Below are 14,622 nucleotides of genomic sequence, written 5' to 3'. Positions count from 1 at the left end.
CTTGACGAGTTGTAACACCATTTTTCATGCCTGGAGCAGCACAACAATGAACAGATCCCCTGATGGCTATTATCCTGCCGTGGAAGAGTCGAGCAGTGTCTCAGGCGTGTCCTGGGGCGCGATCTTCGCGGGTGCAGCGGCTGCCGCAGCACTGTCGATGATTTTGGTACTGCTCGGCTTCGGCCTGGGCTTTTCGGCTGTTTCACCGTGGGCCGGAGAGGGCGTCAGCGCCAAAGGCCTGGGCATTTCGACGATTGTCTGGCTGGCGGTGACGCAGATCATTGCTTCCGGCATGGGCGGCTACATTGCCGGCCGTCTGCGCGTGAAGTGGGCCAACATGCACGGTGACGAAGTCTACTTCCGCGACACCGCCCACGGCTTCCTCGCCTGGTGCGTCGCCACGCTGGTCACGGCTGTGCTGGTTGTCGGTTCGGTGAGCAGCGTCGTCAGCGGTGGTGTGCAGGCCGGTGCCAATGTAGTCGGCGGTGCTGCCGGTGCGATGAGCCAGGCCGCCGGCTCGGCTGCTGCCAACACTGACAGCGATCAGTACGGCTACTTCGTCGACAGTCTGTTCCGCGATGATCGTCCTGCTGCCGTCAGCGATGACGCCGCACGCGGCACCGTGACCCGCATCTTCGCCCAGAGCCTGGCCAACGGTCAGCTCAGCGCCGAGGACCGCACCTACCTCGCACAACTGGTTTCGCAACGTACGAACCTGAGCCAGGCCGATGCCGAGCGTCGTGTCGACGAGATCTACGCCAACACGCAGAAAGCCATCGCTGACGCGAAACTGAAAGCTCAGCAAGCAGCTGACACCGCCGCGAAAGTTGCTGCCTACACCTCGCTGTGGATGTTCGTTGCGCTGCTGGCCGGCGCATTCTTCGCCAGCCTCGCAGCCACCTTCGGCGGTCGTCGTCGCGATGCGGTCGAGTACGTCGAAGTCGACACCTACACCACTACCACTCCGGTTCGTTAAAAAGGAGAGTCACCATGCGCTCATTACTGCTGTTCTTCCTCGGCGTACCGATCCCGATCATCATCCTGATCGCCCTGTTCGTACACTGATCCCTCTGAGGCAGGATGCCTCTGCCGCTTTCATCTTCGGGTGAAAGCGGCTTTTTGCTTTCTGCGGGGCCAAAAGCGAAAATCCCCGCGCAAAGCGGGCGTTCCGCTTTTTCACTTTAAGGATGAGTCAGTTGGACAAGAAGGAAATCAAACGCCAGGTCGCCGAAATGCTCGATGCCGGGCGCTCGAAAACCGAAACTTTCAAGGCCTTCTCCGGTGGAGCGCTGAAAGATAAGGCGCTGGCCTATCTGATCGGTTCGCGCCCGGATCCGGATCTGCTCGAACGCCACGCCGGCAAGATCAAGATCCTCCTCGGACTGACTTACGTTCAGGCCCTGATCGGTCTGGTGGGTGGCTATCTCCTCGGGCTGACCATCAGTACCGGTTTTGCCATCGGACTTGGTTTGTTCGCCGGTGGCGTGCCTTTGCTCTTTGCCTGGGGTTTTTATCGCAACGCGGCTCATGCTTACACGGTGTACGTGGTGCTCTCGATCAGCCAGGTTCCGCGCATGTTCAAGGAATACGGGGATGACCCGACCGGTACGGTGATCGGCGTGGCAATCACCCTGCCGATGATTTTCTACGTGGCCTGGCTGAAAAACCTGCTGTTCCCCGACCTTGGTTTCTTCGGCGCAAAGAAAATCAAAGGCCAGTTCGTTTTCTCCAACTGATCGATGTCCGTCCGCCATTTTCACTGGCCTGGATCAATATTTCGCCTGGCGATATCGCCTACCGTAAATGACCCAGGCCTTTGCTGAGGTATGAGCTACAGTGCTTGTCGCGCACCTTGTTGCGCTGACGAAGTAGCCGCGTCGACGTTGAAAACACAGCAATAAAAGCGTCGACGAGGCGTAGTGCAGCAAGGAGCTGACACAACCTCAATTGAATCTTCACGGACGAACACCGTAATGAACTGCCTAGACAGAACCTTCGATATCCAGCCCTTGGTGCAGGCGGACATGACCGTGCACATCAATGGCCAAGCGGTCAGCGCCGCTATCGGCGAAACCGTCCTCAGCGTCATCCAGTCCCTCGGCGTGCGGCAGATCGCGCGCAACGATCACGATCAGGTAAGCGGCGCCTATTGCGGCATGGGCGTGTGCCAGTGCTGTCTGGTGAAAATCAACGGTCGCCACAAGCGCCGCGCCTGTCAGACCCTGGTGCGTGACGGCATGCTGATCGAGACCCAGGTCAACCGCGTCGTCGCGCAGGAGGTCGTATGAGCCTGCAACCGTTGATTGTTGGCGGCGGGCCCGCGGGGATGGCGGCGGCCATCGAGCTGGCGCGCCATGGGGTGCGCTGCACCTTGCTCGAAGAGGCCTCGCGCCTCGGTGGGGTGGTGTATCGCGGGCCGTTGCGCGATGGCGTGCAACTGGATTATCTCGGGCCGCGTTACTCGGAGGCGCTGGACAAACTGCACGGTGAATTTCAGCAGCAGTCGGGCCTGATCGACGTGCGACTCAACCACCGCGTGGTCGGCGCCGAAGGCACTCGCGCAATGGTGTTGCTTGACGGCGATGAACAGCTGCACGAGATCGCTTATCCGCAACTGCTGCTGGCCGCCGGTTGTCACGAACGCAGCGTGCCGTTTCCCGGCTGGACGTTGCCGGGAGTGATCCTGCTTGGCGGTCTGCAATTGCAGATCAAGAGTGGCGTGGTCAAGCCGCAAGGGCCGGTGATCATCGCCGGCACCGGGCCGTTGCTGCCGCTGGTGGCGACCCAGTTGCATGCCTCGGGCGTACGCGTCGCCGGGGTGTACGAGGCTTGTGCGTTCGGCAAGATCGCCCGGGAGAGTCTGGCGCTGCTGAACAAGCCGCAACTGTTCCTCGACGGCTTGAGCATGCTCGCTTATCTGAAATTGCACGGCATTGCGATGCACTACGGCTGGGGTGTGGTGGAAGCCCACGGTGAAGGCGAGTTGAAAAGCGTCAGCGTCGCGCCGTATTCGGCGACCTGGGAGGCGGATCTGTCGCGGGTCGAACGCTTCGAAGCGCAGACGCTGGCGGTCGGTTACGGTTTTATCCCGCGCACGCAATTGAGCCAGCAGATGGGCCTCGATCATGGTTTCAGCGAAGACGGCTACCTGCGTGCCCACGCGAATGACTGGCAACAAAGCAACGTGGCGCATGTGCATCTGGCCGGTGACGTGGGCGGGATCCGTGGCGGCGAAGCGGCGATGCTCGCCGGCAAGATCGCCGCCACTTCTATCCTGCTGCAACGCGGCGTGCTCGACGCCGAACTGGCCCGGGTGCGCCGCGATCGCTTCGCGAGCAAACTCAGAGCCATCGTGCGCTTTCGTGCGGCGGTGGATCGCTACACCGAGCGCGGCGTCGGTCAGATTGCTCTGCCTGCGGCCGACACGGTGATTTGCCGCTGCGAACACGCGACCCGCGCTGACATCGACCTGGCGCTGGAGCAGGGCGTGCAAGACATCGCCAGCCTGAAAATGCGCACCCGCGTGAGCATGGGCGATTGTCAGGGGCGGATGTGCGTCGGCTATTGCAGTGATCGCCTGCGTCAGGCCACCGGACGTCAGGATGTCGGCTGGCTGCGCCCGCGTTTCCCGATTGATCCGGTGCCGTTTTCCGCGTTCCAGTCCCTCGGCAAGGAGGGCGCTTGCCATGAGTAAGTTCTACGACGTGGTCATTGCCGGTGGCGGCGTGATCGGCGCGTCCTGCGCCTACCAATTGTCCAAGCGCAAAGATCTGAAAGTTGCGCTGATCGACGCCAAGCGTCCCGGCAATGCGACCCGCGCTTCGGCTGGCGGTTTGTGGGCGATTGGCGAGTCGGTCGGCCTCGGTTGCGGGGTGATCTTCTTTCGCATGATGTCGGCCAACCGCAAGCGCCAAACCCAGGGCGCAGCGGTGGCGGTCGACGCCAGTACCCCGCATATCTTGCCGGCGTCGTTTTTCGATTTTGCCTTGCAGTCCAACGCGCTGTACCCGGCGTTGCACCGCGAGTTGAAAGACAATCACGGCATGGATTGCAAGTTCGAAAAGACCGGGTTGAAGTTCGTGATCTATGACGACGAAGACCGGGTCTACGCCGAGCACATCGTCGGCTGCATTCCGCATTTGGCCGATCAGGTGCGCTGGCTCGATCAAGCGGCGTTGCGCGCGGCGGAACCGAGTGTCAGTCATGAGGCTCGTGGGGCGCTGGAGTTTCTCTGCGACCATCAGGTCAGCCCGTTCCGCCTCGTCGATGCCTATATGGAAGGCGCGCGGCAGAATGGCGTCGACCTCTTCGTCAACACCAACGTCACCGGCGTGCTGCATCACGGTACTCGCGTCACGGGTGTGCAGACGGCGGAGGCGGGGGTGTTTCATTGCAAGACGCTGATCAACGCCGCCGGCGCCTGGGCGGCGGATCTGAGTGAGTGGGCGACGGGGATTCGTATTCCGGTGAAACCGGTGAAAGGCCAGATTCTACTGACCGAGCGAATGCCGAAAATCCTCAACGGCTGTCTGACCACCAGCGATTGCTACGTGGCGCAAAAGGACAATGGCGAAATCCTCATCGGCAGCACCACCGAAGACAAAGGCTTCGACGTCACCACCACCTTCCCGGAGATTGCCGGGCTGGTGCAGGGCGCGGTGCGCTGCCTGCCGGAGCTGGCGGACGTCAACCTCAAGCGCACCTGGGCAGGACTGCGTCCGGGGTCGCCGGATGAGCTGCCGATCCTCGGGCCGATGCGTGGGGTCGAGGGGTATCTGAATGCCTGCGGACACTTCCGCACGGGGATTCTGACGTCAGCGATCACCGGGGTGTTGCTGGACAAACTGGTGAATGACGAACCGCTGCCGCTGGATATCACGCCGTTTCTCGCGGATCGGTTTGAAGTGGTACCGGTCAAACCGACACTGGAATTAGAACTGGCCTGACACCGATCCCCTGTAGGAGTGAGCCTGCTCGCGATAGCAGTGTGTCAGTAATGAATAAGTCGACTGACACACCGCCATCGCGAGCAGGCTCACTCCTACAGGTTTTGTGCAGGGCTCAGGTGTTGCGGGATTCTTCTTCGAGTTGATCCGATTCGAACAGTTTGGCCAGTTCCGCCCGGGCTTCCTGGGCGGTCTGCAGGACTTTGGCGGCGTCGTCGTAAACGGCGTGCTGCGCCTCCAGTACCTGTTCGTCGTGATGCTTGAAACGCTTGATCCGCGCATCGGCCTGGGCTTGCGTCAGACCAAGGCCGACCAATGTACGACGGCTCATTTCCAGACTCGAATAGTAGGTCTCACGAATTGCCTCCGCGCCCACATCGATCAAGCGATGCACGTGCTGACGGTTACGCGCGCGGGCAATGATTTTCATGTGCGGATACAGCTTGTGCACCACCTCGGCAGTCTTGATGTTGGTCTCCGGATCATCCGTGGCGATGACAAAATATTCCGCCTCGCCAACCTTCGCCGCGTGGAGAATTTCCGGGCGCATCGGGTCGCCGTAGAACACCGGCACACCGCCGAAGCTGCGCGACAGTTCGATGGTTTCCACCGAGGTGTCCAGCGCGACGAACTTGATGTTCTGCGCTCGCAGAATCCGCGCCACGATCTGGCCCATCCGGCCCATGCCGGCAATCACCACGCGCGGCGCTTCGGTGTCGATCTCGCGGAATTTTTCCGGCACTTCCACCGGCTGCACTTTCGGGCTGACCAGCCGCGCGCAGATCAACAGCAGCAATGGCGTCAGCGCCATCGACAGGGTGATGGTCAGCACCAGCAGGTCGTAAAGACGCGGCTCGAACAGGCCCTGATCGCGACCGATCTTGAACACCACAAACGCAAACTCACCGCCGGCAGCCAGAACGATACCGAGGCGAATTGCGCTGATCTTGTTCAGCCCGCCGGCCAGACGCCCGACGACAAACAGCAGCGGCAATTTCAGCCCGATCAGCAGCAGGGTCAGGCCCAACACGGTGATCGGCGCGCTCAACAACAGGCTGAGATTGGCGCCCATGCCGACGCTGATGAAAAACAGCCCGAGCAGCAGGCCTTTGAACGGTTCGATCTGCGCTTCCAGCTCATGGCGATATTCCGAATCCGCCAGCAGCAGACCGGCAAGAAACGCCCCCAGCGCCATCGACACACCGACCAGATCCATCAGCCACGCCGTGCCGATCACCACCAGCAACGCGGTGGCGGTGGACACTTCCGGCAGACCGGTTTTCGCCACCACGCGGAACACCGGACGCAGCAGATAACGCCCACCGATCACCACCACAGCAATGCCGCCGAGCACCTGCAGGCTGTGGCGGATGTCGTCGGCGGTGCTGGTGTGGTGATCGACGCCAGCGAGCATCGGCACCAGCGCAATCAACGGAATCGCGGCGATGTCCTGGAACAGCAGAATGGCAAACGCCAGACGCCCGTGGGGACTGGTCAGTTCCTTGCGTTCGGCGAGGCTTTGCAGGCCAAAAGCGGTAGAAGACAGCGCCAGACCGAGGCCCAGCACAATCGCGCTGTTCAGCGGCTGACCGAACACCGACAGCGCCAGCCCGCCGATCACCGACGCGGTCAGCAGCACCTGCGCCAGGCCAACGCCGAACACCGATTTGCGCATCACCCACAAGCGTCGCGGCGACAGCTCCAGGCCGATGATGAACAGCAGCAACACCACGCCCAGCTCGGAAATATGCGCCACGCTTTGCGGATTACCGATCAGGCCCAGCACTGACGGGCCGATGATCACCCCGGCAAACAGATAACCGAGCACAGCGCCCAGTTGCAGACGTTTGGCCAAAGGCACGGTGAGCACCGCCGCGAACAGAAACACGACAGCGGCTTGCAACAGATTGCCTTCATGGGGCATTGGAACGACTCCTGACTACGGATACGGCGGGGGGTGGCAAGGATAAGGGTTGACCGGATTTCAGATCCACCAAAGATCCCTTGTAGGAGTGAGCCTGCTCGCGATCGCGGTGGAACAGTCGACATCATCCGTGACTGACAAACCGCTATCGCGAGCAGGCTCACTCCTACACTGGATTTCCGGTGTCGCTGTAATAATTTGCATCAACTGGTTACATTTATAACCCCTGCGCATCAATTTCCGGAAACGCCATGGCCATCAACTTCGACCTCAACGACCTGCAAGCCTTTCGCGCGGTGGTCGAGCAGGGCAGTTTTCGCAAGGCTGCCGACACCGTGCGCTTGTCGCAGCCGGCGCTGAGTCGGCGCATCGAAAAGCTCGAAGACGCCCTCGGCGTGAAACTGTTCGAGCGCACCACGCGCAAGGTCAGCCTGACCCAGGCTGGACGCGGTTTCATGCCCAGCGTCGAGCGGTTGCTGGATGATCTCGACATCGCCTTGCTCGGCATCAGCGAAGTCGCCTCGACCCGTTTGGGGCATGTCACCGTCGCCTGTGTGCCATCGGCGGCGTACTACTTCATGCCGCGCGTGGTCGCGCGCTATCACCAGCAATTTCCGCGAATCAAAGTCAAAGTCCTCGATTCCAGCGCGCATGATGTGTTGAGTGCGGTGGTCAATGGCGAGGCGGATTTCGGTTTGAGTTTTCTCGGCACGCAGGATGCCAAAGTCGAGTTCGAACCGCTTGTGCAGGAGTGCTATGTCGTCGCCTGTCGCCGCGATCATCCGCTGGCCGGGCGCAGCAGCGTCAGCTGGGACGAGTTCTATCAGCAGGACTACATCGCGCTGGACAAGACTTCGGGCAATCGCTTCCTGCTTGATCAGGCCTTGGGCGGGGTGGTGCCGCAGCGTCAGAGCATTTGCGAGACGCGGCACGTGACGACGATGATCGGCCTGGTGGAGGCGGGTTTGGGCGTGGCGGCGGTGCCGTTGATGGCGATGCCCGGGCCGGACCATCCGATCCTGACGCGGGTGCCGCTGACCGAGCCGCAAGTGATGCGCAGTGTCGGCATCATCAAGCGCCGGGATCGTACGTTGACCCCGGCGGCATTGGAACTGGAGCGGCTGGTCGTCGAGATGCGCGTCCAGCCGCCAACGATCAGCGCTTGACCGAATCCAGTCCGGTGGCCTGCACGTCAGCCTGAGCGGCCGGTGCTGCGAGGTAGGCGAGCAAGGCTTTGGCCTCTTCTGGATGCTCGGCCGTGACCGGAATACCCGCGGCAAAACGCGTCACCGACTGCACCGATTCCGGAATCTTCGCGACGAAGCTCACGCCCGGTACCGGCAGCAATTCGCTGACCTGCTGGAAGCCCAATTGATAGTCGCCCGTGGCAACCACCGAACCGACCGGGATCTTGGCGATCATCTTGGCTTTCGGTTTCAGCTGATCTTCGATACCGAGTTTCTTGAACAACTGCTGCTCGATATACACGCCGCTGGCGCTGTCGGAGTACGCCACCGATTGCGCGTCGAGCAGGGTTTTCTTCAGGCCATTCACGCTGCTGATGTCCGGTTTCGCTGCACCTTCACGCACCACCATACCGATCCGCGAATCCGCCAGTTCAACGCGGGACGCCGGGTCGACCTTGCCTTGTTTGATCAGCTCATCAAGGGCGTAACCGACCATGATCACCACGTCGGCGTGCTCACCGCGGGCGAGACGATTGGGAATCGCTTCCGGCGCCTTGCCCATCGACGGGCCGAGGCTGGTGGTCAGGGTGTTGCCAGTCGCAGCGGCGAATTTCGGCCCGAGGATCTTGTAAGCGGCAGTGAAGCCGCCGGAGGTCATCACGCTCAATTCTTCCGCCTGGGCCGCGAAGTTGAAGGCGAGACCGGCGAGCAGGGCGGTGACAGTAAAGAGTTTTTTCATGGCGAGTTTTTCCTCAGGCCGCGACAGGTTGCAGACGACCACCGGCACGGCGGTACAGGTAAAGCGTGGCGCACAGTGCGCACAGGGCACCGATGCTCATCCAGTAACCTGGCGCGGCTTTGTCGCCGGTGTACTGGATCAGGAAGGTCGACATCGCCGGGGTGAAGCCGCCGAAGATCGCCGTGGCCAGGCTGTAGGCCAGCGAGAAACCGGCGACGCGCACTTCCACTGGCATGATTTCGGTCAGCGCCGGAATCATCGCGCCGTTGTACAGACCGTAGATGAACGACAGCCACAACAGCGACAGCAGCATGTTGGTGAAACTCGGCGCCTGCACCAGGAACGACAGCGCCGGATAAGTCGTGGCCAGGGCCAGCAGGGCCATGCCGATCAGCACCGGGCGACGGCCGATGCGGTCCGACAACGCGCCGCCAATCGGCAGCCAGAAGAAGTTCGACACACCCACCAGCAACGTCACCAGCAGCGCGTCGGAAGTGCTCAGGTGCAGCACGGTTTTACCGAAGGTCGGCGCGTACACGGTGATCAGGTAGAACGCGGTGGTGGTCAGCGCGACCATCAACATCCCGCCAAGCACCACGCCCCAGTTCTGACCCAGGGTGCGGAATACTTCGCGCATGCTCGGACGATGTTTGCGCGCGGCGAACTCTTCGGTTTCCGCCAGATTGCGGCGCAGGAAGAAAATGAACGGAACGATCATGCAACCGACGAAAAACGGAATGCGCCAGCCCCAGGCAGCCACTGCTTGTGGCTCCATCCACTGGTTCAGACCGTAGCCCAGCGCAGCCGCCACGATGATCGCCACTTGTTGACTGGCCGACTGCCAAGCGGTGAAAAAGCCCTTGCGGCCCGGCGTGGCGATCTCGGACAGATACACCGAAACACCCCCCAGTTCCGCACCGGCGGAGAAGCCTTGCAGCAGCCGGCCGATCAGCACCAGCGCCGGTGCGAACAAGCCTATGGTTTCGTATCCGGGCACCAGCACGATCAATATCGTGCCGCTGGCCATGATCGACAGGGTGACGATCAGACCTTTGCGCCGGCCGACATCATCGATATACGCACCGAGCACGATGGCGCCCAGCGGACGCATCAGGAAGCCTGCGCCAAACACCGCGAAAGTCATCATCAGGGAGGCGAACTCGCTGCTCGCCGGGAAGAACACCGCCGCGATCTGCGTGGCGTAGAAGCCGAACAGAAAGAAATCGAACTGTTCGAGGAAGTTGCCCGAGGTCACCCGGAAGATGGCACCGGCCCGCGAGCCGTTGGTAGGGATTGAGGCTGTCATAGAAAAGTACTCCACCGCTTTTATGACGTGCGCTACGGAGAAGCGGCGCACGGTTTTTATTGAGGTGGATGGTGGCGCAGATGTAACAATCTGTTAATTGCATTGTTGGCATGGATTGATGCGTGTTGCGGATCAATCCGTGCCGTGGAGCGCTGTCAATGTGGGAGCGAGCCTGCTCGCGAAGGCGTCTGGTCAGGCGGTGATTTTTTCAGGGCGACCGGGTACATATCCGTTGCTGCGGTAACGGCGGCTTAGGGTTCCGCCCTTACGGCGGGTCACCTTTTTCAAACGCCGGAGTGCCGGCCCAGCAAAAAGGTAACCCAAAAGGCTTGCTCCTGCGTTCGGCCCTCGCAGGCTCGGGTTCCTTCGCTGCGGGATCGATCCGGGCGCAGCGGCTCCGGTTTGCTTCGCTGCACCTCCTTCCGCTGTGTACGACTGCGTCGTACGGTCGCTGCGCTCCCACGCCCGGATCAATCCCTCCACTCAGCCTTCCGACGTCGCCCGTGGATCAAGATCAAAAGCACTCGAGCTAACGCTCATTGTTGAGTGGGGCGGCTTCGCCGCGAGCAGCTGCGCTGCCTTGCGTTTCTGTGGGAGCGAGCCTGCTCGCGAAGACGGCCTGACAGCCGACCTGATCTTGAGGTTGTGCCCAATCCAACTGTAGGAGCTGCCGAAGGCTGCGATCTTTTGATCTTGCTTTTGCTTTTGCTCCTGCTCTTTGTAGGAGTGAGCCTGCTCGCGATAGCGATATGTCAGGCGAAACCGATGTTGGCCGGTCGAATGCCATCGCGAGCAGGCTCACTCCTATAGGGGCGGGTTACCACTCTGCCTACGCCGTAGCCGACACTGCACTTGGTTCGCGAGCTACCTCAGTCGCGCCGTTCCCAACCTGCACAGGCATGCTCAGAAACGGCGGAAGCGGGCAATCGAGCAAGTCGGCGACGGCCCGGAACAACTCCGCTTCGGCCACGGTGATCACGCCGTCGTGCATCACGCAGCGGGTCATCGCATCGAGCAGGGCGGGGCGCTCCTCCGGCATGAGATGGCGCAGACGGCTGAGCGCGGTTTCCAGCCCGATTAGTTCTTCCAGATCGGCGCGAATCTCTGGTGGTCGCTCGAATGCGAGCCCTTGCCACGCAGATTCCAGCGCCTGCGCCACCGTCGCTTGATCATTTTGACCGGCGCGGGCCAGCGCGCTGAGCAGTGCCAAGAGTTCTTCGGCGCACTGGAACAGACCGAATTTGAACTGCACCGGCGCCGCGCCCAGCACATTGCGTTCGACGATGCGCAACAGCGTCCACTCAAGCAGTTCGGTCTGGTTGTCGGCTTCAATCAGCGCGATCAGGTTGGCATCGACCCTGGGGAAACTTTTGCCGAGCTGTTGCAGGCTTGGTGTCGCCAGATCGAGCAGTGGCAAACGCAGGCCCGGCTGTAGTGACAACAGTGGATTTTGCAGCTGTTCCAAATGCTCGAACACCGCGTCGTCGACGGATCCCCTCAGTATGTCGAACTGCATGCCCAGCACGGGCGCCGAGCGTGACAGCAACAACCCGTAAACGATGGCTTGAGCGCCATCGACGCTGCGCGCAGCGTCTCTGAGTACCTGCGGAATATCGTCGAGCAAACGGCGCGCCTCAAGCAAATGTTCTGCCTGCGGCGCGCCGATCGCTGCAACTGAGGCTTGCGCCGCACTGAAGTCGTAAAGCACCGCCATGGCGGCAGCCGGGACACCGCCAAATGCATCCGCCATCGGCAGGTCGGGTTTGGCCGGCAGCTCTACGCTCGGCGCGGCGATCTTGACGAAGCTGCCATCCCATTGCGCATCGACCCGGCGGATCCGCTCGCTCAAATCCGGATGCGAGGCCATCAGGTCGAACGAAGAAGTGCCCGAGCCGAAATACAGATGGCTGAACTCGGCAGCACGCGCGGCATTGAGCGTGGCGCCCAATTCATAACCACCGATTTTTTTCAGTGCACCGGCAATGCTTTGCGGGTTGCGCGTGTATTGCACAGCCGTCGCGTCAGCGAGGAACTCGCGCTGGCGCCCGATCGCTGCCTTGATCAGGTTGCCGAAATACGACCCGGCAAATCCTGCAACGCACAGGACAAAACCCACCAGCGCGGTGAGCGCGACAAACTTGCTGCGACGCGCGGCTTCTTTGCCCACCGTTTCGGTGCCACGCAGGATGTAGCTTCCGGTCAGGCCGAGCACGAGGATGCCGTGAACGATAGCGATCAACCGGGTATTCAGGCGCATGTCACCGTTGTAGATGTGGCTGAACTCATGGGCGATGACACCTTGCAACTCTTCGCGAGTCAGCAGATTGATCGCGCCCTGAGTCACGCCGATCACCGCGTTTTGCGGCGTCATGCCTGCGGCGAAGGCGTTGATGCCCAGCTCCGGCAGCAAATACACCGGCGGAACGGCCGTGCCTGAGGCGATGGCCATTTCTTCCACCACGTTGAGCAGGCGCTGCTCTTCAAGAGTCTGCGCGTTATGGTTGATCAGCCGGCCATTGAGGCTACGCGCAATGACTTTGCCGCCGGCGGACAACTCCGAATGCTTCGCCGTACTGCCCAGCAGCACGACGCTGATAACTACCGCGGATACGGTTCCGACCAGCTCCCAGCTCATTTCTAGATCGAAGAGGACATTGCCGTCGCCGTCTTCCACCGGAATGATCATCATCAAGCAGGACGCGGCGATCAGGCTCAGAACGGCCAATCCCATCAGAACGATGAGCAGCAGAGTGCGGCGCTTGGCCTGGCGCTGTTGTTGGAAAAAATTCATGGTGCCATCCGTTGGCTGGGGTCAGAACGAAACCTGTGGCGCTTGCTGAATCGCCGCGCTGTCGGCGAATGTCAGCAGCGACGCGTCGGCAGCATGGCCGAACAGCGGGGCGAACACGGCAGCCGGAAAGCTCTGTTTGAGGGTGTTGTAGCTCATCACCGCATCGTTGTAAGCCTGGCGAGCAAAGCTGACTTTGTTCTCGGTGCTGCTCAGCTCTTCGCTCAATTGCTGCATGTTTTGCGAAGCCTTGAGATCCGGATAGGCTTCGACCGTCACGTTCAACCGGCCCATCGCACTACTCAGTGCGCTGTCCGCCTGCCCGAGCTGGACGATGTTCTGGGCATTGCCCGGCTGCGCCTGAGCTGCCTGCAGGCCTGCAACCGCGTGGTTGCGCGCTGCGATCACTGCTTCCAACGTCTCACGCTCATGAGCCATATAGCCCTTGGCGGTTGCCACCAGATTGGGGATCAGGTCGTAGCGACGTTTGAGCTGCACCTCGAGTTGCGCAAACGCATTGTTGATTTGATTGCGGCGGGCAACGAGGCGGTTGAAGAGCTGGATGGCGTAGAGGGCGAGGAGGCCGGCAATGACCAAAAGGATGATGAGAGTGCTGTTCACGGTGATGTCCTTATTCACACGGCAGAAAGGGGCGCGGCATGTTAGCGCAAATCCGACGGGTCTGTGGCAGCGGGCCACCTTTCGCTGCGGGCCAGATCGGCAGCGTCAATTTCTCAGCCTGCCTGAGCACAAAAACAAGGAATGTTTCCCGCGCCGCGCAGTCGGAGTTCAGGTACTACTCATCTGAAAGAGGTTCACCGATGAACAGCAAAACCCTAATCGCCAGTCTGGCCCTCGTTGCCGGTATTGCCGGGATCACGCCCATTGTTCAAGCGGCGCAAACCTCCAGCGAACCCGCCGTGCAATCGCCGACCAGCGACCGCCAACTGAAGGTCAACGACCGCGCGCCGGAAATGTACCAGCGCGAGGACAAGGCTTTGAAGAACTGGAAAGCCAAAGGTCTGAAAGCACCGATCGAACAGGCGCAGTGGGTGCAGATCAATGACAAGTACGTGATGGTGATGATCACCAACGGCACGATTGTCGAGATGCAGCCGGTCGAGCGATAGGCCCGGTTTTACAATTGGCCATGGATGGCTGATTGTATTCGAACGGCGTTCCGGTAAAACAGCGGGCGTTTGAATGAGGAACAAGGGATTGGACAAGAAACTTCTTTACCGCAAAGTGAATACTCGTACGTGGGGTGTTCGTCGCAACGAATCAGTTGCGCATTACCGCGATCAGCGCAACAGCAAAGCCGCAAGCCGTCACGAAGCCATGCGAAGTTCGATGCATCCGGGCAAACAATACGGAAGAGACTACACCCCGCTTTTTCGCTTCCTGTTGTCTCGCGTTGGCGGCCCTTGGGATTCCATTTTCGGTGAGGCTGTCGCGCGACTTGATCAATCCGCCCCAGTGTTCTGGATGGTTGCCATCCATGAAGAAGATCGCCAGGACATCGTGCGACTAGGTGAATCCAGCTATTTCAGCGGGCTGTATGTCGATGAGCAAAATCGACTGCAAATGGTCAATCCGAAACTGACGGCGCAGGACATGACGCCGCATTGCGAGTGCTGTACGCACACATTCAACGGTGTGGTCTTTGGACAAACCGCAGGATTGGGCCCCCGCACATCGTCAGTTGTCGACGCAGAAGACCCGCCAGCATGAA

Annotated in this window: 13 protein-coding genes; 8 read left to right on the top strand and 5 right to left on the bottom strand. The window is 60.8% G+C overall.

Annotation, left to right across the window (positions count from 1 at the left end):
- Positions 1–46: 46 nt before the first annotated feature.
- The 5 genes from AEQ63_RS12360 to hcnC all read left to right on the top strand — a co-directional run bounded on the left by AEQ63_RS12360 (position 47) and on the right by hcnC (position 4,946).
- Positions 47–976 (top strand): hypothetical protein, encoded by a 930-nt coding sequence (locus tag AEQ63_RS12360; protein WP_016775227.1) that lies wholly within the window; start codon positions 47–49, stop codon positions 974–976.
- 220 nt (positions 977–1,196) lie between these two features.
- On the top strand, positions 1,197–1,736 hold the full coding sequence (locus AEQ63_RS12355) for a hypothetical protein (RefSeq protein ID WP_064363597.1): 540 nt from the start codon (positions 1,197–1,199) through the stop codon (positions 1,734–1,736).
- Positions 1,737–1,973: 237 nt separating this feature from the next.
- Positions 1,974–2,288: a (2Fe-2S)-binding protein gene (locus tag AEQ63_RS12350; protein WP_064363596.1), complete on the top strand. Its 315-nt coding sequence runs from the start codon at positions 1,974–1,976 to the stop codon at positions 2,286–2,288.
- Entirely contained in the window at positions 2,285–3,694 is a 1,410-nt protein-coding gene (gene hcnB / locus AEQ63_RS12345; protein WP_064363595.1) for a cyanide-forming glycine dehydrogenase subunit HcnB, read from the top strand. Before AEQ63_RS12350 ends, hcnB begins: the two co-directional genes overlap by 4 nt.
- Positions 3,687–4,946, top strand: a complete 1,260-nt coding sequence (hcnC, locus tag AEQ63_RS12340) for a cyanide-forming glycine dehydrogenase subunit HcnC (RefSeq protein WP_064363594.1) — start codon at positions 3,687–3,689, stop codon at positions 4,944–4,946. The genes hcnB and hcnC overlap by 8 nt, the downstream gene beginning before the upstream one ends.
- Before the next feature lie 115 nt (positions 4,947–5,061).
- Here the strand turns inward: hcnC and AEQ63_RS12335 are convergent, their stop codons facing one another.
- The gene (locus AEQ63_RS12335) at positions 5,062–6,870 is read right to left on the bottom strand and encodes a monovalent cation:proton antiporter-2 (CPA2) family protein (RefSeq protein ID WP_064363593.1); all 1,809 of its coding nucleotides are present in this window, start codon (positions 6,868–6,870) and stop codon (positions 5,062–5,064) included.
- 251 nt (positions 6,871–7,121) lie between these two features.
- Here AEQ63_RS12335 and AEQ63_RS12330 point away from each other — a divergent pair, with 251 nt between their 5' ends.
- A complete protein-coding gene (locus AEQ63_RS12330; RefSeq protein WP_064363592.1) occupies positions 7,122–8,036 on the top strand; it encodes a LysR family transcriptional regulator in 915 nt (304 codons plus the stop codon).
- On the opposite strand, the gene AEQ63_RS12325 is transcribed toward AEQ63_RS12330, so the two are convergent.
- From AEQ63_RS12325 to AEQ63_RS12310, 4 genes are all read right to left on the bottom strand, one after another.
- On the bottom strand, positions 8,026–8,796 hold the full coding sequence (locus AEQ63_RS12325) for a substrate-binding domain-containing protein (RefSeq protein ID WP_064363591.1): 771 nt from the start codon (positions 8,794–8,796) through the stop codon (positions 8,026–8,028). The genes AEQ63_RS12330 and AEQ63_RS12325 overlap by 11 nt on opposite strands.
- Positions 8,797–8,809: 13 nt before the next feature.
- The gene (locus tag AEQ63_RS12320; protein ID WP_016775219.1) at positions 8,810–10,102 is read right to left on the bottom strand and encodes an MFS transporter; all 1,293 of its coding nucleotides are present in this window, start codon (positions 10,100–10,102) and stop codon (positions 8,810–8,812) included.
- Between the two features lie 829 nt (positions 10,103–10,931).
- Positions 10,932–12,893 carry a M48 family metallopeptidase gene (locus tag AEQ63_RS12315; RefSeq protein WP_064363590.1) on the bottom strand — a complete coding sequence of 654 codons (1,962 nt, stop codon included), beginning with the start codon at positions 12,891–12,893 and terminating at the stop codon, positions 10,932–10,934.
- Positions 12,894–12,914: 21 nt separating this feature from the next.
- Entirely contained in the window at positions 12,915–13,511 is a 597-nt protein-coding gene (locus AEQ63_RS12310; protein ID WP_173867292.1) for a LemA family protein, read from the bottom strand.
- A 200-nt stretch (positions 13,512–13,711) separates the two neighbouring features.
- On the opposite strand from AEQ63_RS12310, the gene AEQ63_RS12305 reads away from it, so the two are divergent.
- Positions 13,712–14,020 (top strand): RcnB family protein, encoded by a 309-nt coding sequence (locus tag AEQ63_RS12305; RefSeq protein WP_042609276.1) that lies wholly within the window; start codon positions 13,712–13,714, stop codon positions 14,018–14,020.
- 88 nt (positions 14,021–14,108) lie between these two features.
- A complete protein-coding gene (locus AEQ63_RS12300; RefSeq protein WP_064363589.1) occupies positions 14,109–14,621 on the top strand; it encodes a hypothetical protein in 513 nt (170 codons plus the stop codon).
- Position 14,622: the final 1 nt, after the last annotated feature.

Origin of the sequence: Pseudomonas sp. RIT-PI-o (assembly GCF_001297215.1) — a bacterium.
GTDB classification, from domain to species: domain Bacteria; phylum Pseudomonadota; class Gammaproteobacteria; order Pseudomonadales; family Pseudomonadaceae; genus Aquipseudomonas; species Aquipseudomonas moraviensis_A.
This window is presented reverse-complemented; position numbering and strand designations above follow the sequence as displayed.